This window comes from Bacillus sp. FSL L8-0199, from assembly GCF_038005705.1.
In the GTDB taxonomy this organism is placed as follows: Bacteria; Bacillota; Bacilli; order Bacillales; family Bacillaceae_G; genus Bacillus_A; species Bacillus_A cereus.
Genome location: NZ_JBBOTS010000001.1, coordinates 2,261,171 through 2,284,485 on the forward strand (window position 1 = coordinate 2,261,171; position 23,315 = coordinate 2,284,485).

Genomic DNA, 23,315 nt, shown 5'->3' on the forward strand with positions numbered 1-23,315 from the left:
ATTAAATATGAATTGAGGAAAAGTCATCAATAATTTCCACCACTTCAATTTCTCCATTAATCAGTAGCTCAGGAAGCTCATTTCTAATATTTCCTTTCCAATACTCTCTAGCTTGTTCGATTTTTTGAGAAAAAGGAATTCCATCTTCTTTCGGTAAAAGATTCCCGTCACCTTCAAAAGAACTTCCAATCACTCGTAGTTTAACAATCTGTAAAACTTCTCGATTGTAAGAATCAAATAGCGCTCTCCATTTCAAAGCATCCTCATAGCTTTTAGCAGCATATAAGCAAGATAACCTGGAAGGGTATTCAGGGAATTCTTGTAGTCTAACCATTTCTACAATTGTTTCTCTAACTGCTCTAATTGTTTGATCCATATAACTCATAACTACTTTAGTATTTTCATTATTTATATGTAATTCGTTATTTTTATAGTGTTTATTTAAAATTTGTATGCCATCTTCACCACTAGCATTTAATTGTTCTCTTTCAAAAAAGAAGTGATATAGAGTATTGTGTTGATTTTTGTTAAAAGGAATGATTTGTCCGATATGCATTTTTTTCCTTGTTACGATGTGATATGCGTAAAATTCTGCTTCATTCATGGTTATCCTCCTAGTAATAGTGTAATGCAATGTTAAATTTAGTAATTCAACATTGCGATATATATAACCTCTATAAGTAAAAGTGAGAATTTGAGTAGAAAGGAAAAATATGAAAACGCTTTAAATTTGTTCACAAAATGTTCACTTACGAAGGGGTTTCCAATGTCGATATAATGACAAAGACTCAAAGAGAAAGGATGATGAAATTTGCCAACAACAAGAAAGGAAAACCTCCAATTTGGCATGATGATGTGCCTTGGGATGGTTATCGTAATGACGTTTTACAATTTACTAATGAATGAAACAGGAGGACCAATTTATATTAAAGAGATTGCATTAGAACTATTAATTGGCTTTATTATTGCACTATTAATTGAAATATGTATCGTTGGACCTTGTGCGAAAAAAATTGTATTCATATTGCCATTTGATAAATCTAAAAAAATAAATATTATCGTTGCAATGGCGACAACTATGGTAATTGGAATGGTGTTCTTTATGTCATTTTTCGGTATGGCTATGATGTATTTACATGGTGGACTACAAGGAGATTCATTTGTTTCCATTTATTTTTCGATTTTTATTAAAAATTTCATAATGGCATATCCATTACAATTAATTATTATGGGACCGCTTGTACGTTTCTTATTTGCAAAGTTTGTTATGAAAAAGAAATCTTTTAATGTAGCGTAATTTTCATTTTTAAAACATTATATATAAATAATGAAAAACACATCTCGCATTTTTGAGGTGTGTTTTTGTTCATTCCAAGTTATTTTCATAGTGATGTGACATTTGTCCTTTTGCCATTATAGGATGATGGTTTTTAATTAAGTCAGAAATAAAGGATGAGGAGATGATTTTTTGAAAGGTATTCTATTTGCTATTTTTGCGGGGATATTTATAACACTTCAAGGTACCTTTAATGCGAAACTTAGTTCACATATCGGTATATGGTCGACGAGTATTATAACCCATTTAATTGGATTCATTATTGCAACAACTGTATTTTTATTAAAGAAAGAGGAGAAAGTAACAAATTTAAAGAGTGTGAAAAAAATATATTTAGCAGCTGGTGCATTTGGTGGATTCATTATTTGTGCAGAAACTATGGCGATATATTCATTAGGAGTTACATTGACAGCTGGCACACTAATGGTTGCTCAATTGTTAACGGCAACAGTTATTGAAATGAAAGGACTGTTTCATATAAAAAAGATACAGATGGAGAGATATCATATTGTGGGAACGATAGTAATGATTATAGGTATTGTTGTATTTAATATGTAAATGAAAGGAGAAATGAATATGGAGAATAGATCAGGTTTAATTACGCATTATTTGAAAACCAATAAAACGCTCGAGGTTTTTTCAGAAATAGATACAGCTTATTTTCAATTAAATCACTTTGAAAAAGGCGAGCTTATTTGCAATATAGATGACGAAATGGATCGTTTATATTTTGTTGTTAAAGGTAAAGCAAAAGTTTACACGATTACACCTGAAGGGAAGAAACTAATCCTTCGCTTTATCAATCCATTGGCCATTGTTGGTGATATTGAATTAATTCAAAATAGCAAAGCACATAATGTCGTTGAAGCTTGTTCAGATGTTGTAGCAATCTCTATTTCTAATACGGTTATTAGAAACAAGTTATTACATGATCCTATATTTATGAAGTTCTTGCTTGAAAACATTGCGAACACATTAAAAATATCGACTCGTTTTACTGCTCTTAATTTACTTTATCCTGTAGAAGTACGTGTAGCTAGTTATTTACTTTCAATTTCAACAGATAGTAACGGGAATATGTATAAAGAGGATTTGGATGCAACTTCGGTAACGAGTATTGCGGATTTTATAGGGGTAAGTTATAGGCACGTAATACGGGTATTACAAAAATTTTATAATGAAAAATTAATTGAAAAGAGTAATGGAGTTATTGTAATTAAAGATTTTTCTAGAATGAAGGAAGTCGCTAAAGATAATATATATGAGCAATGAAAGGGAGAGGAAGATTTTGATTGGATTTAGTTTAGCTACATTAGCAGGAATATTAATTAGCTTACAATCTGTTTTTAATGCAAAAGTAAATGAAAATGTAGGACAGTGGTTAACGACTACATGTGTCCTTGGAATAGGTCTCATTAGTTCTATTCTATTTTATATCATTACAGAAAACAGTATTAACATTAAAGTGTATACTACAAATTATTTGTTTTATGTAAGTGGACTGTTTGGCATCGGGTTAATTATTTGTATAATGGGTGCAATAAAGAGCTTAGGTCCAGCATATACGGTGCTAATTAGTCTTATTACTCAATTGGTTGTTGCGTTATGCATTGATACATTCGGATTATTTGGAATGGAGAGTGTTCCATTACAAGTAAATAAATTAGTTGGTATAGTTTTATTAATTGTGGGAGTAGGAATTTTTAAAAATCTATTTTTGAATAAGAAAGCTATTCATATAAATGAGGATAGTGTCTAAAGGATACAAAGGGAGAAAGTGTGAATGGTCAGAACTTATACATTTAGATAGTAATAAGTGAGCGATGAGGAGAGAGGGTAAATGAATCAGTTAATGTTGCAAGATGGTGTACACTATTTGAAAATCAATGGGGTATTGCATTGGTGTAAAGTTGCAGGGGCAGCTCATAATACAGTTCCTCTCATTATTGTACATGGTGGTCCAGGTGGCAATCATTATGTATTCGAAAGAACACTTGGGTTGAGGTTAGAAGAAAATATGACTGTTGTTTATTATGAACAAAGAGGATGTGGTAGAAGTGAGGCACCACAAGATGACGGTGAGTACTCAATCAATACTCTAGTCGAAGATTTAGAGGAATTAAGAAAGCAATTACATGTAGAGAAGATAAATTTGTTAGGATATTCTTTTGGTGGACAACTTTGTTTAGAGTATGCTTTGAAATATCCGAAAAATGTTGAACAAATGGTATTACAAGCACCATCGTTAGATGATTTAAATGATATGTATACTGTGCAGATAGAAGGTTTTCTACAAGTAACGAAAGGAGAAATGAAAGAAGAAATATTGATAATAAGTAAGTCAGAAATTCCTTTAAAAGAAAGGTATAATCAAGTTTGGAGTATAGTTGATACAAAAGCTGTAGATCGATTATTATTTAAAAATGAAGAATTTGCAAAGCTAAATCGGAGTCTTTGGGAGGAAAGTCAGTTAAGTAATACAGGGAAGATGAGCAAAGTTATTTTTGGAACAAAATCATCTTTACCGCTTATTGAGCGTATTAAAGGTTTAGAAATTGATACGTGTGTCATAGTTGGAGCGCATGACTATAACACGGGTGTAGGAATGAGTTATAGAATAACGAGACAATTGAAAAATGGTAAACTTGTTATATTTGAAAATAGTGGACATTTCCCAGATATCGAGGAGACGGATAAAGTATGTGAAACAATTATTGAGTTTTTGGAATAAAAGGGGGATATTAAGGTCGAACCGAATTAATAGAGTTGAATTGGTTATTGGGATATTAAATCATGTAATATGCTAATTGTTTACTTGTAATTGAGGAAGAATCAATTAGTGTATTTGGAAAATAAGTAAAAAAGACCTCGTAAGGTGGAGGTCTTCTTGATTTATTATTTAATATTTTGAACTTATATGAACTGAAGTAGAAGAGTATGATAAGCAATTTCAGGGAACGAGAATATAACCGAATATAAAATATTACTAAACGTATATAACTAATGAATACAATGTCTTTTTCAGTTATTAAGTTGTAAATCATTTTATGATAAAATCTTTTACATAATTTAATAAAGGGGTAGTATTCAATGGGTTATTTCTCAAATGGTTTATTAGTTTTGTTTGTGCTAATCGTATGCAGTTGTATATTTTTTGGTTGATAATATAATGAGAGTCTTATATAAAAGAAGTTATCTTAAGTGAGATAACTTCTTTTTATTTTATATTGAGAAGGAATTCTATCTTTCTTATTGAAGTTTGTTCTAGTTATTTTTACATCGATCAGATTTGTGTAAAGGGAATTTTATGAAATATAAACAAGCCAGAGAATAGGGAGTATTTACATGGAAAATAGTATACGCTACACAAGTGAACATCCTACAGATTTTAATGGATCATTATCCTTATACGAATCTTTAGGATGGAATTCTCTTAAATTAACGGTTAACGAGTTAGAACGAATGTGTAAGCAAAGTTGGTATGCAATTTATGTTTTTGATGATAAGAGGTTAGTAGGGATGGGGCGTGTCATATCAGATGGAGTAATAACAGGCGTTATTTGTGGAGTTGGTGTATTGCCAAAATATCAGTCTAGTGGCATCGGAAAAGAAATAGTGAAACGATTAATCCAGCACTGTGAACAAAACAAGGTTATTCCACAACTTATGTGTGTAGAAAAATTGCAATCTTACTATGAATCTATAGGGTTTGAAGCATTCTCTATTGGGATGACAAAACATATTATAAGATAGAGGTGCTTTATCCCGCTATTTGCCGGGTAGTAAAACCCCCACGGATTAAAGTTTCACTTTATATTTTCAGTTTACTCATACATATTTTCAAACTTCAACATAAAGGAGAATGGCTGTATGGAAATCGCTAAAGGGATAGAAATGTTACAACTTGAATTTCAAGAATTTGTTATTCATCCAATTCTTTTATGGGATGATGAAATGGTAGTATTAATAGATACGGGTTTCCCAGGACAAATTGAAGATATACAAGTAGAGATGGAAAAGGTTGGGGTATCATTTGATAAGTTAAAAGTCGTGATTTTGACGCATCAGGATATTGATCATATAGGTAGTCTTCCGGAGTTGTTGCAGCGCTGTCGAAGTAATATTAAAGTTTATGCGTACGAACTAGATAAGCCATATATCGAGGGGGATTTACCTTTATTGAAGGACGGAAATGTAGAGAACCGACCAAAAGGAAAAGTGAGTGATACTGTGATTGATGGGCAAGAACTTCCGTATTGCGGTGGAATACTAATTCTTCATACTCCAGGGCATACTCCGGGTCATATTAGTTTATATTTGAAACAAAGTAAAATTCTTATTGCAGGAGACTCTATGTATAGTGTGAATGGGATGTTAGGAGGAATTCACGCCCCAACAACTATAAATATTAAGGAAGCAAAGAAGTCTTTGAAGAAGTATTTAAATTTACATATTGAATCTGTAGTTTGTTACCATGGGGGATTTAGTAAGGGGAATATAAATGTTCAACTTCAAAATTTGTAAAAGTTAAAGTGAAATTTTTTGTTAAACAGCATTGAAGTATAATCTGATTATTAGTATATAAATAAATTATAAAAGAGCATGTTTGAAAAAATTCAAACATGCTCTTTTATTAAAGCAAATCAGTTTAATATGAATGATCTAATCCGTTCCAATAAAAAGAAACGATTTCTTGTGCTAATTCATCTATATTTGCAAGAATAGGATTGTGATTTTCATCTTTAAAATTCCCAATTGATAATAAAGATACGAAAGCATGAGCCGCAAATTTAGCGTTTCCTTTCGGAATTTCTCCGATGTGCATCGCGTTATCGAGTGCTTTTTCTAGTACTTCATACATATTATCTTCAGCATTTTTTAATTGCTTCAATTGCTCTTTAGATAACGACAGTTTTGCATCTTTCATAAAATTTTTCATATCAATATCCATCGTTGCGTGTAAGTAAACTTTAGCGAAGTCTAATAATCTTTCTTCTAAAGTTTTGTTTGTAGAGAGTATTTGAGACATATTCTCACGTATACGTACCATCATTTCGATCATAGTAGCGGTAAATAAATCGGCTTTTGTTGAATAGTAATAGTAGACAGTTGCTTTCGTAACGTCACAAACTTTTGCGACCTCATCCATAGAAACGACTTGATAATTTTGTGTAAGAAATAAGCGGGTTGCTACTTCTAAAATGGTTTCTTTTGTAGATTTTGTATTTTTATTTTGACGCGGCCTTCCGAGAGGACGTTGTTTTTGTTCCAAATCCATTCGCTCCTGACATTTATGATTGAGATAATTATAACATAATTTTCAATCACCCTTGATTAATTAACCGACCAGTATATATAATTAATAATGGAGGGAAAAAGGAAGGTGGGTTTTTTATGAAAAAGCACCCGTTACATATGTTAGGGAGGCTTGTAGCAGGGAGAAATACGCAATGGATCACTTTATCGGTGTGGGTTCTTATTACATTATTACTTTCATTTACGTTACCACAAGTAAACAGTACGAAAGAACCGAATCCGAAAAATTTACCTGAAACAGCTATGTCACAGCAAGCGGAAGCGCTTATGAAAAAAGAATTTCCGAATAATGCAGGGAATCCGCTGTTAGTAGTATGGTATAGAGATGGTGGATTACAGTCACAGGATTATAAACTCATACAAGACGTTTATAAAGAGTTAAAAGCTAGTCCTTTAAAAGAACAATCAACGTTACCACCATTTGATACAATTCCAGAGCAAGTATTATCAAAAAGTGCATCAAAAGATGGTACATCATTTGTTACACCGGTATTCTTTAATAAATCTGCTGGTACGGATATATTAAAAGGAAATCTTGAAGAGTTTAGAAAAATAGTGAATAGTAAGGTGGATGAAGATCCATTTAAACAAAAAATAAGTGAATCTGGTTTACATGTTCGATTATCTGGACCTGTAGGTATTCAAACGGATGCAGTTAGTTTATTTAGTCAAGCAGATGTGAAATTGTTAGTGGCTACTGTATTATTAGTCTTGGTCCTATTAATTTTACTTTACCGTTCGCCAATTTTAGCAATTTTACCTATACTTGTTGTTGGCTTTGCATACGGCATCATTAGTCCTACACTCGGTTTTTTAGCTGATCACGGATGGATTAAAGTGGATGCCCAAGCGATATCAATTATGACAGTATTATTGTTTGGTGCTGGAACGGACTATTGTCTATTTTTAATTTCGAGATATAGAGAGTACTTGTTAGAAGAAGAAAGTAAATATAAAGCATTGCAACTTGCGATTAAAGCTTCTGGCGGTGCAATAATAATGAGTGCGTTAACTGTTGTACTTGGATTAGGAACATTATTACTTGCTCATTATGGTGCCTTTCATCGATTTGCAGTACCATTTAGTGTTGCTGTATTTATAATGGGAATCGCAGCTTTAACGATTTTACCAGCACTATTATTAATTTTCGGTAGAATTGCATTTTTCCCGTTTATACCGAGAACAACTTCAATGAATGAGGAGTTTGCAAGAAAGAAAAAGAGGGCTGTAAAAGTTGAAAAATCAAAAGGCTCCTTTAGTAAAAAACTTGGAGATGTAGTAGTCCGAAGACCGTGGACAATAATTATGCTAACTGTGTTTGTATTAGGTGGATTGGCTTCGTTCGTACCACGTATTCAATACACATATGACTTATTAGAATCGTTTCCAAAGGATATGCCTTCTCGTGAAGGGTTTACGTTAATTAGTGATCATTTCTCAGCTGGTGAACTAGCACCAGTAAAAGTGGTTGTTGATACGAAAGGAAAAGAGCTTCCTATTAAACAAGAACTAGAGAAATTTTCTTTCGTAAATACAGTGAAAGAGCCAAAAGAGGGAAAAGAAAATAAGCAAATACAAATGTATGAAGTTTCTTTAGCGGAAAATCCATACTCAATTGAAGCGTTAGATCAAATTCCTAAATTGAAAAGTAATGTAGAAAAAGTATTAAAAGATGCTGGGATTAGTAATGCTGAAGAGCAATTGTGGATTGGTGGAGAAACAGCTTCATTATATGATACAAAGCAAATTACTGAACGTGATGAATCAGTAATTATTCCAGTAATGATTAGCATTATCGCTTTACTATTACTTGTTTATTTACGATCGGTTGTTGCGATGATTTATTTAATTGTAACTGTCGTTTTATCATTCTTCTCAGCGTTAGGAGCAGGATGGATATTACTTCATTACGGTATGGGATCGCCGGCCATTCAAGGTGCGATACCGTTGTACGCATTCGTATTTTTAGTTGCTTTAGGTGAAGATTATAATATCTTTATGGTTTCAGAAATATGGAAAAACAGAAAGACACAAAATCACTTGGATGCAGTAAAAAATGGTGTAATACAAACAGGTAGTGTTATTACATCGGCAGGTTTAATTTTAGCAGGAACTTTTGCAGTGTTAGGCACACTTCCAATTCAAGTATTAGTTCAATTTGGCATTGTAACTGCAATTGGCGTATTACTAGATACGTTTATCGTAAGACCGTTACTTGTACCCGCAATTACAGTTGTGTTAGGCCGATTTGCTTTTTGGCCAGGTAAACTTTCAAGAAAGAGTGAAGAAATACAAAAGGTGGATGCCTAGTTAAAAAAGCCAAGGATATTTTCCTTGGCTTTTTTCAATGTAGTTAATTAATTTTTCGAAGTCAAATCATCAGCTGCAGCGTGATCAGCATCTTCAATTGTTGTTTCGGGCATTCCGTATAAGCCGTTCATTGCTTGTTCTTCGATAGTAAGGTTTGCAGTATTATTATTTTGAATAGATGTAGTGTTTTCAGTAACATTTTCTTTTTTATTCATATTTTTGTTATTCATGTATGTATCCTCCAAATTTTATTTGATTTATCTATAGTATGTGGATGGATTTCCAGAAATATGTGAATTGATTCTTACATATGTTATATAATTAAATAAATAATTAGGGTGAATTGTAAACTGTTAGGAGTGAACAATTATGGTGAAAGCAAGGGAATTAGCCTTCTAAAATAAAAAGAAAATTTTAGGAGGCTATTAGAATGAAGTTTCATGTAATTGATAGAGAAGATTGGAATAGAGAGCAGTATTTTGAGCATTATTTAAAGTTGAAATGTACATTTAGTATGACTGTTAATGTTGATATCACGATGTTATTAGAGGAAGTATATAAAAAGGGAATAAAATTTTATCCCGTTTTTATATATTTAATTTCTAGAGTAGTAAATAATCATAAAAAATTTCGAACATGTTTTAACGATGAAGGAGTTTTAGGCTATTGGGAGGAAATGATACCGAGTTATACGATCTTTCATAATGATGATAAGTCTTTTTCAAGTATATGGACGGATTATTCAAGGGATTTCCGCACTTTCTATAAGAATTATGAAGACGATATGAGATGCTATGCTAGTGTTCATGGTTTTTTCACGAAAGAAAATATTCCGCCTAATGTATTTCCAATTTCTAGTATACCTTGGACTAGTTTTACTGGATTTAATCTTAATATTAATAATGATGAAAATTTTCTAATGCCAATTATAACTTGTGGGAAATATTTTAACGAAGGAAACAAGGTTATGCTACCAGTTTCATTGCAAGTACATCATTCGGTTTGTGATGGATATGATGCGAGTCAATTTATAGAAGATTTACAGCAGTTAAGTAATACTTGCAACGAGTGGCTTAAGTAATATCTAATTTTTAATTATATAAAGTGAAACTTTAATCAGTGGGGTGTCAGCCCCCGCTGATTATTAGCCCGACCCCCACCTAACTTCTTTGCTTTCGCTGAATTTTGAGGTGGGGGTCTTACTGCCTGGAAAATAGCGGGATAAAATTGAAAATGAATAAAAGAAGAGAACATGTTTACATTACATGGTCTCTTCTTTTATTCATTAATACTAAGTGATTGTGGAAAATATAGGGTGATTTGTAGTTTAATAGAAAAGAGAGTGATTAGTATTAATTTTCTTTGTTTTTAAAAGAATAAGGATATAAATGTTTTAACAGGGGGGGGAATAAAGTGAAATTCATAAGCATTGAAAAAGATGAGATCTTAATTGGGGATATGGCAAAATTGTATTGTAAAGTATTTGAGAAAACAAATTTCAATGAAATGATCGAACGAATGAATAGGCATATAGAATATACAGGTTTTAAAGGTATAGTAGCAATAAATGATGAAAATGAAGTAGTTGGCTTTACTTATGGTTATCGCTCAATGGAGGGACAGTACTATAATCAATTAATGAGAGAAGCGTTACATCTAGAGCAAGTAGACGAATGGTTACAAGATTGTTTTGAATTTGTAGAGTTAGCAGTTCACCCACAATATCAAAATGAAGGTCTTGGAACGAAATTACATAATAAATTACTAGAAGGGCTTTCAAATAGAACGAGTGTTTTAACAACACAAGTAAACAATGAAAAAGCACGTTCGTTATATGAAAGATTAGATTGGGTAAATGTATTGGAGTCATTTCATCCAAGTACAAATGATACTCCATATGTAATAATGGGAAAAGCATTAAAAATAAAAGTGAATTGATAATTATAGCATTCACAACAGTTGTCGGTTTGTAATAATGAAGGGGAAAACAGCAATGATATCTATAGAAAAAGCTACAATTTTAGATGCTGAGAAATTAACAGAAATAATGAAAAGAACATTTGATGCAGAAGCAAAACAATGGCTATATGGACAAGATGATGTCATTGATTATAACATTCAACCACCAGGATATTCTTCAGTTGAAATGATGGAATATTCCATTGAAGAATTGGATTCTTTCAAAGTTGTAATGGATAAAGAAATAATTGGAGGGATAATAGTTACGATTTCTGGTAAGTCGTACGGTCGAATTGATCGTATTTTTGTAGATCCTGTTTATCAAGGAAAAGGAATTGGATCACATGTTATGAAATTAATAGAAAAGGAATATCCAAACATAAAGATTTGGGATCTCGAAACATCTAGTAGACAAATTAATAATCATCACTTTTATAAAAAGATGGGCTACCAAATGATTTTTGAATCGGAAGATGAGTATTGTTACGTGAAAAGAATAAAAACAAGCTCAAACAAAGCGAGTGTAGTTACAAATAAAGATATGAAAAATAGTCAATACGAAAACTGTAATTTAGCAAATACAGGGTATTATCAAGTGAATTTAAAAAACAGTTCATTTGTTGGTAGCAATATAATGAATACGAATATGAGTAATTGCAATGTAAGTCAATCAAAGTTTAGAAATATAAATTTTAGAAGGTCATCATATGCAGATTTAAATCTTTCTGGCAGTAAATTTAATTTGGTGACTTTAGGTGGAGTACAATTCAAAAATACAAGTCTCGGAGATGAGAAGGAACCTATTTTATTCGATAAATGTGACTTGGAAGGTAGCACCATAAGTAACAGTAATCTGAAAAATATTGAAATAGAAAATTGTAATATAGTCGGGATGAAACTAAATGGTATTCCAATTGAAAATTTACTTGATTTATATAACGAGGTGAAAAGTTAACCAAATCCATATTTGTTAATCTTTTTGGAAAATAAGTGTTATATCGAAATAATTATGTAAAAATGACATAAAGAAATACGAGTGAGAAGGTCATTCATACATGTTTCTAGAATACACACAAACAAATATATTGTTATTTATATGGAGGAGAGAAAGATGGGGATCAACGTTAGAGCAGTAGAAATACAAGATGCTAGAGCAATTCATCGTATATGTATACAGGATGACGTTTTACCGTATATGGTTTTCCTACCTAGCATACGTGTAGAAGCTATGGAAAATAGAATTCGAAATTTAGCACAAAATCAATTTGAATTTGTTGCAGAATATGATGGAGAAGTTGTTGGGTTTGTAGGTTTAACACAAAGTCCGGGCCGAAGATCTCATTCAGGCGATCTATTCATTGGGGTAGACAGTGAATATCATAATAAAGGAATTGGGAAAGCACTTCTTACGAAGATGCTTGATCTAACTGATAATTGGTTAATGTTAGAGAGAGTAGAACTAGGTGTGTTAGAAACGAATCCAAAAGCAAAAGCTTTATATGAAAAATTTGGATTTGTAGAAGAGGGAGTAAAGATAGGGAATTTGAAAGCTCACGGAAAGTTTATTAATGAAATTATGATGAGTCGTTTTAGACCGAATGGTTTAATTGTACATAATTAATAGTTAAAAGCATGACAGTATACTGTCATGCTTTTTCATTAGAATTTGGCTGTAATAAAAATAATACTAAACCAATAAAAATAACTGTAATTCCTAGTCCTTGTTGTAAAGAAATAGTCTCATGTAATATAAAGTACGCTAGCATACAAGTGCCAATTGTTTCACCTAAAATACTCATTGAAATTACAGTAGCACTCATCCATTTTAATAACCAATTAAAAATGGTTTGTCCTAAAATTGTAGCAATGAAAGCTAATCCAATAAAGCACAACCAAGTTTGTGTAGAGTAATGGATGAAAGATTCTTGTTGCATGAAAGCAAATATGCTAAGAAAGCCAGCACTACTTCCATAACTAATTACCGAATAGGGTATAAGTGACAAATCTTTACGAACGTGTTGGCTAATGAAAAAATAAGCAGTAATGATACCGGCAGCGATAAATGCTAAAATATCTCCATATAAAGCTTCTCCACTAATTTTGAAATCTTGCCAGCCAATGATGATACTACCTGAAATAGCGATGAGGCAACCAATAACCGCTCCTTTCGTAAATCTCTCCTTAAATAAAAAATAACCACCAATCATTGAGAACAAAGGTTGTAACGTTACGATAACTGTAGAGCTTGCTACAGAAGTATATTGTAATGATTCAAACCATAGTACATAATGTGCAGCTAAAAATAGCCCAGATACGAATCCAAGTGCCCATTGTTTTTTCGGTAAAGTTATTAGCTCATTTCGACTATTTTTATTAAATAGTAATAACGGTAACAGGATTAGTGTGGCAAAGAATAATCGGTAAAAAGCAATGATTGTCGCAGGAGCATCTGCCAATTTTACAAAAATTGCTGAAGTTGATAAGGCGAATACACCAAAAAATAAGATGCAATATGAAAGAATAGGTGATTTCAAAGTTTGTCCCTCCGATAGAATGTTTATTATAATAAACTTAATGCGATATAATGTACAAAAGTAAGTATATAAGTCCCTGAGATAATAGGAAAGGATTATTTGCCTTTGTTTAGTATGTCAGCACAAAGACAATGAAATATGCATTATGATGGACGAAAGGAAGTTTTACTATGATACATGATAGGCTTGGACAAACAGTATTAAGTTATCGTAAGAAAAATAATATGACAATTCGTGAATTCGCTGAGTATGCAGGGATTAGTACATCACTAATTAGCCAAATTGAAAGAGGACATGCTAATCCTTCTTTAAATGTTTTGGAGTTAATTGCAAAAGCATTAAATGTACCGCTGTTTACACTTTTTATTAATGATATTGATACAGATTCGCTCATTTCTAAGAAAAAAGATCGAAAAAAAGTATATCGGGAAAACAATGATCACATTGTATATGATGTATTAACACCTGATTTTATGAAAGCACATATTGAAATGTTAATGATGGATTTAAATAAACAAGCAAACACAACAGAAAGCCATTATTCCCATGAAGATAAGGAAGAGATTGCTGTTATTATGAAAGGGGAAGTGTACGTGGAATTGGAGGGAAAAGAATATTTTTTAGAAGAAGGCGATGTTGTACGTATTCCACCGAATGTGAAGCATCGATTTTTGAATAAAAGTGATGAATCGAATCACATTTTATTTGTACTGACACCATCTTTAGGATGAAAATATAGTGATTTTTATTAGGGGAGAAAGAAAATGGAAAACAAAAGTATTTTAAAAGGCGGCCTTTCAATTATTTCTCAATGCAAAAAAGAAACAAATGATATTTGGCATGCGCATTTTGGAGCAGCTACAATTGCTAGTTATTTTAATCATATAAAGAGAGCTCCAAATTATAAAGATATAACATTAGAAAAATTCCGGTATGTTATTCATTCTTAATGAACGTCAATAATCTGTAAAAGGAAGCTTAATCTAGTTTCTTTTTTTGTTAGTAGTATATTATTTTTTCAAATATGTAAGATTTTACATGCGTATTTTACTTTTACTAATTATGTAAGTAGGCTATACTGAAATACATACATTTTATTTTTGGAGAGATGTAAAACGACATGGAACTAGCGAAATTAGAAAAAGTAATTGAAATAAAAAAAGAAGAACTTTTATATTTAGTATCGGATTATGGAATTCAACATGAAAAAGTATTGGCATTGAGTCAAGAACTAGACAAATTAATCAATTACTTTATGTTTTTAAAATAAAGAGAACTATGACGTGGTTTGTATATGTTATAGTTCTTTTTTATTAGGTAATTTGAAAATATATTCAAATATATTGTCTAATTTCTTACAGAATGCGCAACTTGCTAGTCGAATATAAGGACTTTTGGTTATAATAAAAAGGAATTATTAATTGTATCGGTTAGGAGCGCAGCACATATGAAAACAGTTGTTGTTATCGGTGGAGGTATAACGGGACTTTCTACTATGTTTTATTTAGAAAAATTAAAAAAGGATTATAATATCGATTTAAATTTAATTCTTATTGAGAAAGAAGAGTATTTAGGTGGAAAAATCCATAGTGTGGAAGAAAAGGATTTCATTATGGAGTCAGGAGCGGATTCAATCGTTGCTCGTAATGAATATGTTATGCCACTTGTAAAAGATTTAAATTTAGAAGATGAAATGGTATATAATGAAACGGGTATTTCTTACATATATTCTGAAAACATGTTACATCCGATTCCTTCTGATACTATATTTGGGATACCGATGAGCGCCCGGTCGTTGTTTAGCAGTACACTAGTCTCAACGAAAGGGAAAATCGTAGCTTTAAAAGATTTCATAACGAAAAATAAAGAGTTTACGAAAGATACATCACTTGCTCTATTTTTAGAAAGTTTCTTAGGGAAAGAGTTAGTGGAAAGACAAATTGCTCCTGTGCTTTCAGGCGTATATTCTGGTAAATTGAATGAGCTTACAATGGCATCTACATTACCATATTTACTAGATTATAAAAATAAGTATGGAAGTATTATTAAAGGTTTTGAAGAGAATAAAAAACAATTTCAATCAGCAGGAAATAAAAAATTCGTATCATTTAAAGGTGGACTATCTACGATAATTAATCGCTTAGAAGAAGTGCTGACTGAAACTGTCGTAAAAAAAGGTGCTATAACGACGGCTGTAAGTAAACAAGAAAATCGATATGAGATTTCTTTTGTAAATCATGAAACAATACAAGCTGATTATGTTGTTTTAGCAGCTCCACATGATATAGCACAAACTTTATTACAGTCTAATGAGTTAAATGAGCAGTTTAATACATTTAAAAACTCATCTCTTATAAGTATTTACTTAGGATTTGACATACTAGATGAACAACTACCAGCTGACGGCACAGGGTTTATTGTAACGGAAAACAGTGATTTACATTGTGATGCTTGTACATGGACAAGTCGAAAGTGGAAACATACATCGGGTAAACAAAAATTATTAGTAAGAATGTTTTATAAGAGCACCAATCCGGTATATGAAACAATCAAAAATTATAGTGAAGAAGAATTAGTACGAGTAGCTTTATATGATATTGAAAAGAGTCTTGGAATTAAAGGTGAACCAGAAGTAGTCGAAGTTACAAATTGGAAAGATTTAATGCCGAAATATCATTTAGAACATAATCAAGCGGTTCAAACATTGCAAGAAAAAATGACGAATCTTTATCCAAATGTATATTTAGCTGGTGCCTCATATTACGGTGTCGGAATTGGTGCGTGTATTGGAAATGGAAAGAATATAGCCAATGAAATAATGGCTATATTAAATAAATAATACTGTAGAATAAATAAAAACTGTCTCTTCAGCAAAATGGAGGAACAGTTTTTATTTATTTTATTTGAATGGAAATTTTGTTGTTTTTTACATTTTTTTCTTTTATTGTTAATGTTATTTCTCCAGACTCTTTAAATGAATACGGTGATAGTTGATAAATATCTTTTATATCATGTTTTTCCTGTAATTTATTTACCGGTATTGATACGATATTTGGCTTCCATGTTTCTTGTTTTCCTGAAGGATATTCTATAAGTATTACCGGATTTTTTAACTGTATTGTTTTCCAAGAGATGAAATATAGTTGTACTTCTGTATCTTTTTTTAATAATTCTTCGGAGAAATAACCGAATTCGCCTACATTACCGAAAACAGTATAGTTTTGATTTTTTAATTTAATATCTAAATAACCAGGTTGATATGTTACTGCATGATAAGTTCCATATGAAAGTGAGAGTATGGCAGCGATTAAAATACCGATTGAAAATGTCGTAAAGCTATTGCCTTTAAAGCTAGTCATCATGAATGAGTTTGGTGTGAATTTCTTTGCGAATAAAAAAATAAGTAATATGAGTAAGAGGGATAAGCCGATGAATATATACATAGGAAATTTTCACCTCCACAATAAAATAATATATTAACTATATTTTACCATAAATGTATGGGGTAGGTTGGTTGTTTAGAAGGAGAAAATGAAGAAACAATTTCTTTACAGTTCTTGATAATTTAAAATTCGATTTATGGAAATTATAGCGTGATGTTTGAGGTGCAATCAGAAGGTATCTAATTCGTGTATATAGAATTAAGAGAGAATGTGCCATTAGAAATGTTTGATTTATGGAACAATAAGGACTTTACTAATTATACATATTTTTTCTGATATAATGAATGAGTAGAGAGAAAGGAGTGATCCTATGGCATTTCCTATATTAGAAACAGAACGCTTACGTTTAGTTGAAATAGAACAATCTTATTGTCAAAAAATATATGAAATCTTTTCATTGGATGAAGTGACGTGTTACTACGGTATGAATTCTTTTACGGAGTTTGGACAAGCTTCACGTATGATCGAATCTTTTTCAAAAAATTACTTTGAGAAAAAGGCAATACGATGGGGAATTGTGTTAAAAGAAACGAACGTTTTAATAGGAACAATTGGACTAAACAATTTACAATTATGGAGTAAACGATCTGAGATTGGATATGATCTGCATCCTCGCTATTGGGGAAATGGTTATGCTTCAGAAGCAGCTGGAGAAATTATTGATTATGGATTTAAAGATTTAGGTTTGTTTAGAATTGGAGCTATTACATATCCTGAAAATGTTACTTCTTGTAGAATGTTATCTAAAATTGGCTTCCAAAAGGAAGGGCTATTGCGCGGATATATTCATCAAGGAAATAAGCAACACGATGCATTATTGTATTCTATAGTGCGAACTGATGTTGAGGACATAAATTTATAATAAAAAAACCTCTTAATTAAAAGAGGTTTTTTTTATTATAAATTAACCTAATTTAGGTAATAAACGTTCTCCGCTTTTCATGCTACTTTTACATAAAGGGCATTTAGGCTCTTCTTCAAATGAAAAGTTCTTTCTCATCCATCCTAAACAATCCTCTGATTCACATTCCCAAACAGGGGTTTGTTCTGGTGGTACTTCTGCTACATCGTTCTTTCGATTGCGATACATGTAACCACTCCTTTTATGTAAAAAATTTTAGTTATATATTAAAAAGGTTGTTAACCTTGCTGGTAACAACCTTTTTATTGTTTGAATTATAGCTTTACAACGTTTTTAGCTTGAGGTCCGCGGTTACCTTCTTCAACTTCAAAGCTAACTTCTTGACCTTCGTCAAGAGACTTGAAGCCGTCACCAGTGATAGCTGAGAAGTGAACGAATACATCGTTACCGTCTGCAACTTCGATGAAACCGAAACCTTTTTCGCTGTTAAACCATTTTACTTTACCTGTTAATGTCATGGTAATGCCTCCTAAAAGTAGAAAAATTACAATATGATCGGCCTTATTTGAATGAAAATAAAATTTCACATATTATCAAAAACCCATAAGGGGTACAAACTGTCCCTGATTGATACTTGATAATATGCAAAGAAAATATAGTGTTAAATTGACCTTAATTACTATCTTACAACAAATGGTGGGAAATAGCAAGTGCTGGTAATGCCACTGAGTAATCTGGGTGATAATAGTAAAGGCACAAAGGCACCTCTTTTATTTATATATTATTCCTAATTTGGATTTATGCAAAATCATGTAAGAAAAACTTAGAGTAAATATTAATAATGTATTTTTTGTGGTAAAATATGGTTGTTTACTGTTGGTAGTTAAATATTATAAAAGGAGAAAAGAAAGTGAAAAATAATTCATTTTTAATAATTGAAGCAGCAAAAGCAGGGAGAAAAAAGGTCCATCCAGTCTTTGCTGTAATATTAGCCATTATATTTTTGACTTTAGGCGAACTTTTTATGTTATTTATGTTATTTTTACCGAAAGCTGAAACGATATTCATGAAAGGTATTTATGACAATGTTAGAATGGTGTTAACGTTTGGCGGAGCTATATTTATTTTATTTATATGGGTTCGTTTTGTAGAAAAAAGACCTTTTTCATCCATTGGCTTTTGGAAAGAGAAATGGATGAGAAAGTATTTAAAAGGTGCGTTAATAGGGTTTTTATTTATTTCAACGCCAGTTATTTTACTATTATTAATGGGGAGTGTGAAATTGCAAGTACAACATATTACCTCAACAGTGATAGTAGGAATAGTAGGATCTCTAGTTGCCTTTTTAATACAAGGGGCAACGGAAGAAATTATTGTACGAGGTTGGTTATTCCCGGTTCTTTCTGTTAGAAGTCGTATATGGGTTGGAATAATTGTAACTTCATTTTTATTTGGATTTCTTCATCTACTTAATCCGGGAATTACAATATTATCTATATCGAATATAATATTAGTGGGTGTTTTCGCAGCTTTATATGTATTGAAAGAAGACGGTCTGTGGGGAATATGTGCATGGCACTCAATTTGGAACTGGGCTCAATATAATGTATATGGTTTTGCAGTTAGTGGCACAACTGTATATTCTACTCCAATTTTTAAGTCTATAACAAATGGACCAGAAACATTGCATGGAGGCACGTTCGGAATTGAAGGTAGTATCATTACAACAATCATGCTCACTATTGCTTCAATTGTTTTATGGAGAAAGTTATGGGGAAGAAAAGTGAAACAACGAAATTTTAGTTAATGAAAGAGGAAGAAACTATGGGGATAATAGCATTTGAGGGAGCAAGCGCTGTTGGTAAAAGTACCACGTGCCGTGAATTAGAAAAGAATTATGGTGCTTATATAATACCTGAAGTGAATTCTTTATTTGAAAGGCCAAAAAATGAACATAGAACATGGTATTTTGAAAAACAAGTTGAGCGCTGGAATATAGCTGTTCAGAAGTCAAAGCAATATGAATTAGTAATACTCGATGGCGATATATATCAGCCACTTAGTTATAATTGGTGTTTTCATTTTGATATATTTAATCAGCCATTATCTTTAATAGAAAATTTTTATAAAGAAAAGATGATAAATAGGGAAATTGGTTTTCCAGATCAATATTTTTATTTATATACGAACGATGAAGAACTTAGAAAGCGGAAAGTATCTGATGAGACGAAAAGAAGAAGAAACTTCGAAAAACATTTACATATATCAAAATCGTTTCAACGTTATTATGAAAATTTAAATACTGTTACAGATGGGTATTGTAAATTAATTGAGGCGAAAAGTGTAAGAAATAATGAATTAGAAATAGTGAAAAACTCAAAAAAATTGAACGTGTGTGAAGAAAGACGTTTTGATGTTTCGAAGTTAGATGTTATTACGAAGTGGTTAAAAGAAAATCGTGCATAAAGTAAAAACAACGAGTGTTGTAGAACGCAATCGTTGTTTTTTTTGTTTCTTTATAAATATAAAGGAAAAATTTGTAGAATATTTTCATTATTTAACAGAATAATCTTTTAATTTCAAAGGAAAAGAAATACAATATGAGGAAGTATATATAAATAATATGATAGGGGATGGGATGCGATATTTTGAATGAAGTAACAGTTTTTATATAAGAAATAATTAGGTAGTCAGAACGGAGATATTTGGGAGGAAACAAGCGAGATGAAAACATTTTTGAAAATAATAGGTGTTATAGCTGGTATGGCGGTAATTGGAGTAGGTTTAACATATGGTATGCTGCATTATTTAAATAATAGTAAACCAGCTGCGAAAAAGGCATCACCAGCTGCTCCAGCAGTAGAAGTATTAGCTGATAGTAACGTAAAAGCAGAAGATGCAAAGCTTTTAGAAAATGGAAATTATTCATTGCCGAATAGTGGTTTTAATAAAAATTTTAAATGGACAGATGAGAACATACAGACAGCATTACATGAAATGGCACATCAAAAAGCGAAAGCTGATCAAAAGTGGGGCTATATTTTTATTACACAAGAGCGGATTGAAAGCTTAATTGATATTGTAAAGAGTAATAATCTTGTGCAGGGAAGTACATATGTAGAAATTTTAGAACGATGGAAACAAGGAAAATATGAAAAAGTTGATGGGGATCATAATAAGATTTGGAAATTACAAAGTGGGAATTTAGGAGAAGGAAAAGGAGTAATGTCGGAAGCTGAGCAAAAAGAATTAATTAATCAAGTGTTTATGAACAAAGGTACATATTCAGGTAGTAAATTAATTGCAGGTGGGGGACAGACTAATAAATAGTATACTAATTAATGAAAGAGAGTAATTGCTTATTAGGCAATTACTCTTTTTCTATGTACATCTTAATATTTTAGTCTCGTTCAAGTAAGGAAAGAAACGACTGTAACACCGGGGAAATCCATCTAGATTTATGATAGATTACATGACTTTGAATAACTGTTGGAGTTTCGATAGGCTGAAAACATAGTTGTTCTTTTTGACAACTTTCTTGTACAACAATATAAGGAAGAATTGAAATGCCTAACTTACACATAACGGATTGTTTAATTACTTCAACATTGGAAGTTTCAAATGTTTTAGCTGGAATATTTCCACTTTGACGTAAAAAACAATCTACCATTGGCCTATAGCCGCAGCTTTGTTCTGTAAAAATGAACTGGGTGTCCTGTAATAACTGGAATGGATTTGTATGTGCAGAGGAATAAGCTGGTAAAATCCATCCAAATGTTTCATTACTAAAAGTACGCGTAATAAAATCATTATGTTCTATACTTTCTCCAATTATGAAGACAACGTCTGTTTCTCCTTCACGTAATTTTTGTAATGCTTGTTCATTTGTGTTTGTTTCAAGTACGATATTTACTTTTGGATTTTTCTGTTTGTAAGTACGTAATAATTGTGGTAATCGGTATACCGCTAATGATTCATTAGATGTAATACTTAATGTACCTTCTAAATAATCTGTATTTTGGGGGATTTCTTGCGCTTTTTCATATATTGAAAGTAATTCTAATGCATAAGGATGAAATTGATGACCTGCTTTTGTAAGTAGCACTTTTTTCCCTAACCGATCGAAAAGAGGAATATGTAAATCGTTCTCTAAAGCTTTCATATGTGCTGTAACAGTAGATTGCGCATAACCTAGCGCATGCGCAGCCTTAGAAAAATTACCATACTTCACAATGGCGCAAAATGTTTTAACATGTCTCATTTCCATAAGCGATCCCTCTTTTATTATCATGATTTGTGAATGATTATATCATGTATTTTAATTTTCCAAATGATTAAATTCTGTATAAAATGAAATTGTAGAAATATTCATTCAGGTGATATTGGAGGAGAAAAGATGAAAAAAAAGGGCTATCATGTAGCTGTTGTTGGGGCTACAGGTGCGGTAGGGCAAAAAATTATTGAACTGTTAGAGAATGAAATGAAGTTTAATATAGTTGAAGTTACATTGCTTTCGTCAAAACGATCCGCTGGTAAGAAAGTAAGATTCAAAGGACGAGAGATAATTATAAAAGAGGCAAAAACAACTAGCTTTGAAGGTGTAGATATTGCCTTTTTTAGCGCTGGGGGAGAAGTATCTAGACAATTTGTAACTCATGCAGTTTCTAGTGGTGCGATTGTAATTGATAACACAAGTGAGTACCGAATGGCACAAGGTGTACCGCTCGTTGTTCCGGAAGTGAATGCGCATACTTTAAAGCAGCATAAAGGTATCATTGCAGTTCCAAATTGTTCAGCATTACAGATGGTAACAGCACTTCAGCCGATTCGAAAATCATTCGGTTTAGAAAGAATTATCGTTTCAACATATCAAGCTGTATCGGGTTCTGGCATTCATGCGATTCATGAATTACAAGAGCAGGCTAAGTCTATGCTTGCTGGTGAAGAAGTGAAAAGTAATATATTACCGGCGAAAAAAGATAAAAAACATTACCCAATAGCGTTTAATGTACTGCCTCAAGTAGATATATTTACAGACAATGATTTTACTTTTGAAGAAGTAAAAATGATTCAAGAAACGAAGAAAATATTAGAAGATGAAAACCTGAAAATGGCAGCTACTTGTGTACGTGTTCCAGTTGTATCAGGACATTCAGAATCAGTTTATATAGAACTGGAAAAAGAAGCAACCGTTGCGGAAATTAAGGAAGTATTAATGGATGCACCAGGTGTTATTTTGCAGGATAACCCTAGTAAACAGCTGTATCCAATGCCATTATATGCAGAAGGGAAAATAGATACATTTGTCGGAAGAATACGTAAAGATCCTGATATGCCAAACGGATTCCACCTCTGGATTGTTTCCGATAACCTATTAAAAGGTGCGGCTTGGAATTCAGTTCAAATCGCAGAGACTTTAGTAGAAAAGGGAATACTTTAATCTAGTTTGAAAAACCGGGGAATCGATAATGATTTTCCGGTTTTTATCCCGCTATTTGCTGGGCAGTAAGACCCCCACTGATTAAAGCTTCACTTTATTTAATAATTGTTTTCTT

The 23,315-nt window shown here is 31.9% G+C and carries 29 protein-coding genes; 21 read left to right on the forward strand and 8 right to left on the reverse strand.

Annotated features, from left to right (window positions below; all coding sequences use genetic code 11):
- Nucleotide 1: 1 nt before the first annotated feature.
- Nucleotides 2-604 carry a DUF2441 domain-containing protein gene (locus NST86_RS11760; RefSeq protein ID WP_001001048.1) on the reverse strand — a complete coding sequence of 201 codons (603 nt, stop codon included), beginning with the start codon at nt 602-604 and terminating at the stop codon, nt 2-4.
- 207 nt (nt 605-811) lie between these two features.
- On the opposite strand from NST86_RS11760, the gene NST86_RS11765 reads away from it, so the two are divergent.
- From NST86_RS11765 to NST86_RS11795, 7 genes are all read left to right on the forward strand, one after another.
- Nucleotides 812-1,297: a hypothetical protein gene (locus NST86_RS11765; RefSeq protein WP_002103059.1), complete on the forward strand. Its 486-nt coding sequence runs from the start codon at nt 812-814 to the stop codon at nt 1,295-1,297.
- Nucleotides 1,298-1,468: 171 nt separating this feature from the next.
- On the forward strand, nt 1,469-1,894 hold the full coding sequence (locus tag NST86_RS11770) for a DMT family transporter (protein WP_000676256.1): 426 nt from the start codon (nt 1,469-1,471) through the stop codon (nt 1,892-1,894).
- A gap of 18 nt (nt 1,895-1,912) precedes the next feature.
- Nucleotides 1,913-2,608, forward strand: coding sequence for a Crp/Fnr family transcriptional regulator (locus NST86_RS11775; protein ID WP_016117888.1), 696 nt, complete (start codon nt 1,913-1,915; stop codon nt 2,606-2,608).
- Nucleotides 2,609-2,624: 16 nt separating this feature from the next.
- Nucleotides 2,625-3,095 carry a DMT family transporter gene (locus tag NST86_RS11780; RefSeq protein ID WP_000579029.1) on the forward strand — a complete coding sequence of 157 codons (471 nt, stop codon included), beginning with the start codon at nt 2,625-2,627 and terminating at the stop codon, nt 3,093-3,095.
- An 81-nt stretch (nt 3,096-3,176) separates the two neighbouring features.
- Entirely contained in the window at nt 3,177-4,067 is an 891-nt protein-coding gene (locus NST86_RS11785) for an alpha/beta fold hydrolase (protein ID WP_001072688.1), read from the forward strand.
- A gap of 614 nt (nt 4,068-4,681) precedes the next feature.
- The gene (locus tag NST86_RS11790; protein WP_016117889.1) at nt 4,682-5,089 is read left to right on the forward strand and encodes a GNAT family N-acetyltransferase; all 408 of its coding nucleotides are present in this window, start codon (nt 4,682-4,684) and stop codon (nt 5,087-5,089) included.
- A 117-nt stretch (nt 5,090-5,206) separates the two neighbouring features.
- Nucleotides 5,207-5,860 carry an MBL fold metallo-hydrolase gene (locus NST86_RS11795; RefSeq protein ID WP_016117890.1) on the forward strand — a complete coding sequence of 218 codons (654 nt, stop codon included), beginning with the start codon at nt 5,207-5,209 and terminating at the stop codon, nt 5,858-5,860.
- 124 nt (nt 5,861-5,984) lie between these two features.
- Here the strand turns inward: NST86_RS11795 and NST86_RS11800 are convergent, their stop codons facing one another.
- Nucleotides 5,985-6,608 (reverse strand): TetR/AcrR family transcriptional regulator, encoded by a 624-nt coding sequence (locus NST86_RS11800; RefSeq protein ID WP_016117891.1) that lies wholly within the window; start codon nt 6,606-6,608, stop codon nt 5,985-5,987.
- 122 nt (nt 6,609-6,730) lie between these two features.
- On the opposite strand from NST86_RS11800, the gene NST86_RS11805 reads away from it, so the two are divergent.
- On the forward strand, nt 6,731-8,962 hold the full coding sequence (locus NST86_RS11805; RefSeq protein WP_016117892.1) for an MMPL family transporter: 2,232 nt from the start codon (nt 6,731-6,733) through the stop codon (nt 8,960-8,962).
- Nucleotides 8,963-9,009: 47 nt separating this feature from the next.
- Here NST86_RS11805 and NST86_RS11810 read toward each other — a convergent pair whose 3' ends face one another.
- Nucleotides 9,010-9,192 (reverse strand): DUF4021 domain-containing protein, encoded by a 183-nt coding sequence (locus tag NST86_RS11810; RefSeq protein WP_001060657.1) that lies wholly within the window; start codon nt 9,190-9,192, stop codon nt 9,010-9,012.
- A gap of 200 nt (nt 9,193-9,392) precedes the next feature.
- On the opposite strand from NST86_RS11810, the gene catA reads away from it, so the two are divergent.
- The 4 genes from catA to NST86_RS11830 all read left to right on the forward strand — a co-directional run bounded on the left by catA (nt 9,393) and on the right by NST86_RS11830 (nt 12,542).
- On the forward strand, nt 9,393-10,043 hold the full coding sequence (gene catA, locus NST86_RS11815) for a type A chloramphenicol O-acetyltransferase (RefSeq protein WP_193533206.1): 651 nt from the start codon (nt 9,393-9,395) through the stop codon (nt 10,041-10,043).
- A 332-nt stretch (nt 10,044-10,375) separates the two neighbouring features.
- Nucleotides 10,376-10,900 (forward strand): GNAT family N-acetyltransferase, encoded by a 525-nt coding sequence (locus tag NST86_RS11820; protein WP_000668805.1) that lies wholly within the window; start codon nt 10,376-10,378, stop codon nt 10,898-10,900.
- Nucleotides 10,901-10,937: 37 nt separating this feature from the next.
- A complete protein-coding gene (locus tag NST86_RS11825; protein ID WP_033693986.1) occupies nt 10,938-11,876 on the forward strand; it encodes a GNAT family N-acetyltransferase in 939 nt (312 codons plus the stop codon).
- Between the two features lie 156 nt (nt 11,877-12,032).
- Nucleotides 12,033-12,542 carry a GNAT family N-acetyltransferase gene (locus NST86_RS11830; RefSeq protein WP_193533205.1) on the forward strand — a complete coding sequence of 170 codons (510 nt, stop codon included), beginning with the start codon at nt 12,033-12,035 and terminating at the stop codon, nt 12,540-12,542.
- 25 nt (nt 12,543-12,567) lie between these two features.
- On the opposite strand, the gene NST86_RS11835 is transcribed toward NST86_RS11830, so the two are convergent.
- Nucleotides 12,568-13,455 carry a DMT family transporter gene (locus NST86_RS11835; protein WP_016117895.1) on the reverse strand — a complete coding sequence of 296 codons (888 nt, stop codon included), beginning with the start codon at nt 13,453-13,455 and terminating at the stop codon, nt 12,568-12,570.
- 170 nt (nt 13,456-13,625) lie between these two features.
- Between NST86_RS11835 and NST86_RS11840 the strand changes: the two genes are divergently transcribed.
- The 4 genes from NST86_RS11840 (at nt 13,626) to NST86_RS11855 (ending at nt 16,294) form a co-directional block, all read left to right on the forward strand.
- Nucleotides 13,626-14,186: a helix-turn-helix domain-containing protein gene (locus tag NST86_RS11840; RefSeq protein WP_016117896.1), complete on the forward strand. Its 561-nt coding sequence runs from the start codon at nt 13,626-13,628 to the stop codon at nt 14,184-14,186.
- A gap of 33 nt (nt 14,187-14,219) precedes the next feature.
- Nucleotides 14,220-14,405: a hypothetical protein gene (locus NST86_RS11845; RefSeq protein WP_000428905.1), complete on the forward strand. Its 186-nt coding sequence runs from the start codon at nt 14,220-14,222 to the stop codon at nt 14,403-14,405.
- 170 nt (nt 14,406-14,575) lie between these two features.
- Nucleotides 14,576-14,725 (forward strand): aspartyl-phosphate phosphatase Spo0E family protein, encoded by a 150-nt coding sequence (locus NST86_RS11850; RefSeq protein ID WP_000417698.1) that lies wholly within the window; start codon nt 14,576-14,578, stop codon nt 14,723-14,725.
- Between the two features lie 177 nt (nt 14,726-14,902).
- A complete protein-coding gene (locus tag NST86_RS11855) occupies nt 14,903-16,294 on the forward strand; it encodes a protoporphyrinogen oxidase (protein ID WP_000860365.1) in 1,392 nt (463 codons plus the stop codon).
- Between the two features lie 55 nt (nt 16,295-16,349).
- Here NST86_RS11855 and NST86_RS11860 read toward each other — a convergent pair whose 3' ends face one another.
- The gene (locus NST86_RS11860; protein WP_016117897.1) at nt 16,350-16,898 is read right to left on the reverse strand and encodes a hypothetical protein; all 549 of its coding nucleotides are present in this window, start codon (nt 16,896-16,898) and stop codon (nt 16,350-16,352) included.
- A 310-nt stretch (nt 16,899-17,208) separates the two neighbouring features.
- On the opposite strand from NST86_RS11860, the gene NST86_RS11865 reads away from it, so the two are divergent.
- Nucleotides 17,209-17,760, forward strand: coding sequence for a GNAT family N-acetyltransferase (locus tag NST86_RS11865; protein ID WP_000885387.1), 552 nt, complete (start codon nt 17,209-17,211; stop codon nt 17,758-17,760).
- 42 nt (nt 17,761-17,802) lie between these two features.
- Here the strand turns inward: NST86_RS11865 and NST86_RS11870 are convergent, their stop codons facing one another.
- Together NST86_RS11870 and cspD are read right to left on the reverse strand one after the other, a co-directional pair.
- Nucleotides 17,803-17,988 carry a cold-shock protein gene (locus tag NST86_RS11870; RefSeq protein WP_000286203.1) on the reverse strand — a complete coding sequence of 62 codons (186 nt, stop codon included), beginning with the start codon at nt 17,986-17,988 and terminating at the stop codon, nt 17,803-17,805.
- 86 nt (nt 17,989-18,074) lie between these two features.
- Entirely contained in the window at nt 18,075-18,278 is a 204-nt protein-coding gene (gene cspD / locus NST86_RS11875) for a cold-shock protein CspD (RefSeq protein WP_000176366.1), read from the reverse strand.
- Between the two features lie 392 nt (nt 18,279-18,670).
- Here cspD and NST86_RS11880 point away from each other — a divergent pair, with 392 nt between their 5' ends.
- The 3 genes from NST86_RS11880 to NST86_RS11890 all read left to right on the forward strand — a co-directional run bounded on the left by NST86_RS11880 (nt 18,671) and on the right by NST86_RS11890 (nt 21,090).
- Complete coding sequence (locus tag NST86_RS11880) at nt 18,671-19,567, forward strand: CPBP family intramembrane glutamic endopeptidase (protein ID WP_016117898.1); 897 nt, start codon at nt 18,671-18,673, stop codon at nt 19,565-19,567.
- Nucleotides 19,567-20,226, forward strand: a complete 660-nt coding sequence (locus NST86_RS11885) for an AAA family ATPase (RefSeq protein WP_000656807.1) — start codon at nt 19,567-19,569, stop codon at nt 20,224-20,226. The genes NST86_RS11880 and NST86_RS11885 overlap by 1 nt, the downstream gene beginning before the upstream one ends.
- Before the next feature lie 258 nt (nt 20,227-20,484).
- Nucleotides 20,485-21,090, forward strand: a complete 606-nt coding sequence (locus NST86_RS11890) for a PRK06770 family protein (protein ID WP_016117899.1) — start codon at nt 20,485-20,487, stop codon at nt 21,088-21,090.
- Nucleotides 21,091-21,160: 70 nt separating this feature from the next.
- On the opposite strand, the gene NST86_RS11895 is transcribed toward NST86_RS11890, so the two are convergent.
- A complete protein-coding gene (locus tag NST86_RS11895; protein ID WP_000425900.1) occupies nt 21,161-22,027 on the reverse strand; it encodes a LysR family transcriptional regulator in 867 nt (288 codons plus the stop codon).
- Between the two features lie 129 nt (nt 22,028-22,156).
- On the opposite strand from NST86_RS11895, the gene NST86_RS11900 reads away from it, so the two are divergent.
- Nucleotides 22,157-23,200, forward strand: a complete 1,044-nt coding sequence (locus NST86_RS11900) for an aspartate-semialdehyde dehydrogenase (RefSeq protein WP_016117900.1) — start codon at nt 22,157-22,159, stop codon at nt 23,198-23,200.
- The last annotated feature ends 115 nt before the right edge of the window (nt 23,201-23,315 follow it).

What these genes read in the sequence shown, in the direction of transcription:
- NST86_RS11840 (WP_016117896.1), top strand. Translation starts at nt 13,626, where the DNA reads ATGATACATGATAGGCTTGGACAAACAGTATTAAGTTATCGTAAGAAA.
- NST86_RS11900 (WP_016117900.1), top strand. Translation starts at nt 22,157, where the DNA reads ATGAAAAAAAAGGGCTATCATGTAGCTGTTGTTGGGGCTACAGGTGCG.
- NST86_RS11825 (WP_033693986.1), top strand. Translation starts at nt 10,938, where the DNA reads ATGAAGGGGAAAACAGCAATGATATCTATAGAAAAAGCTACAATTTTA.
- NST86_RS11785 (WP_001072688.1), top strand. Translation starts at nt 3,177, where the DNA reads ATGAATCAGTTAATGTTGCAAGATGGTGTACACTATTTGAAAATCAAT.
- NST86_RS11850 (WP_000417698.1), top strand. Translation starts at nt 14,576, where the DNA reads ATGGAACTAGCGAAATTAGAAAAAGTAATTGAAATAAAAAAAGAAGAA.
- NST86_RS11805 (WP_016117892.1), top strand. Translation starts at nt 6,731, where the DNA reads ATGAAAAAGCACCCGTTACATATGTTAGGGAGGCTTGTAGCAGGGAGA.
- NST86_RS11830 (WP_193533205.1), top strand. Translation starts at nt 12,033, where the DNA reads ATGGGGATCAACGTTAGAGCAGTAGAAATACAAGATGCTAGAGCAATT.
- NST86_RS11855 (WP_000860365.1), top strand. Translation starts at nt 14,903, where the DNA reads ATGAAAACAGTTGTTGTTATCGGTGGAGGTATAACGGGACTTTCTACT.
- NST86_RS11860 (WP_016117897.1), bottom strand. Translation starts at nt 16,898, where the DNA reads ATGTATATATTCATCGGCTTATCCCTCTTACTCATATTACTTATTTTT.
- NST86_RS11895 (WP_000425900.1), bottom strand. Translation starts at nt 22,027, where the DNA reads ATGGAAATGAGACATGTTAAAACATTTTGCGCCATTGTGAAGTATGGT.
- NST86_RS11885 (WP_000656807.1), top strand. Translation starts at nt 19,567, where the DNA reads ATGAAAGAGGAAGAAACTATGGGGATAATAGCATTTGAGGGAGCAAGC.
- NST86_RS11760 (WP_001001048.1), bottom strand. Translation starts at nt 604, where the DNA reads ATGAATGAAGCAGAATTTTACGCATATCACATCGTAACAAGGAAAAAA.
- catA (WP_193533206.1), top strand. Translation starts at nt 9,393, where the DNA reads ATGAAGTTTCATGTAATTGATAGAGAAGATTGGAATAGAGAGCAGTAT.
- cspD (WP_000176366.1), bottom strand. Translation starts at nt 18,278, where the DNA reads ATGACATTAACAGGTAAAGTAAAATGGTTTAACAGCGAAAAAGGTTTC.
- NST86_RS11795 (WP_016117890.1), top strand. Translation starts at nt 5,207, where the DNA reads ATGGAAATCGCTAAAGGGATAGAAATGTTACAACTTGAATTTCAAGAA.
- NST86_RS11890 (WP_016117899.1), top strand. Translation starts at nt 20,485, where the DNA reads ATGAAAACATTTTTGAAAATAATAGGTGTTATAGCTGGTATGGCGGTA.
- NST86_RS11810 (WP_001060657.1), bottom strand. Translation starts at nt 9,192, where the DNA reads ATGAATAACAAAAATATGAATAAAAAAGAAAATGTTACTGAAAACACT.
- NST86_RS11790 (WP_016117889.1), top strand. Translation starts at nt 4,682, where the DNA reads ATGGAAAATAGTATACGCTACACAAGTGAACATCCTACAGATTTTAAT.
- NST86_RS11845 (WP_000428905.1), top strand. Translation starts at nt 14,220, where the DNA reads ATGGAAAACAAAAGTATTTTAAAAGGCGGCCTTTCAATTATTTCTCAA.
- NST86_RS11775 (WP_016117888.1), top strand. Translation starts at nt 1,913, where the DNA reads ATGGAGAATAGATCAGGTTTAATTACGCATTATTTGAAAACCAATAAA.
- NST86_RS11870 (WP_000286203.1), bottom strand. Translation starts at nt 17,988, where the DNA reads ATGTATCGCAATCGAAAGAACGATGTAGCAGAAGTACCACCAGAACAA.
- NST86_RS11865 (WP_000885387.1), top strand. Translation starts at nt 17,209, where the DNA reads ATGGCATTTCCTATATTAGAAACAGAACGCTTACGTTTAGTTGAAATA.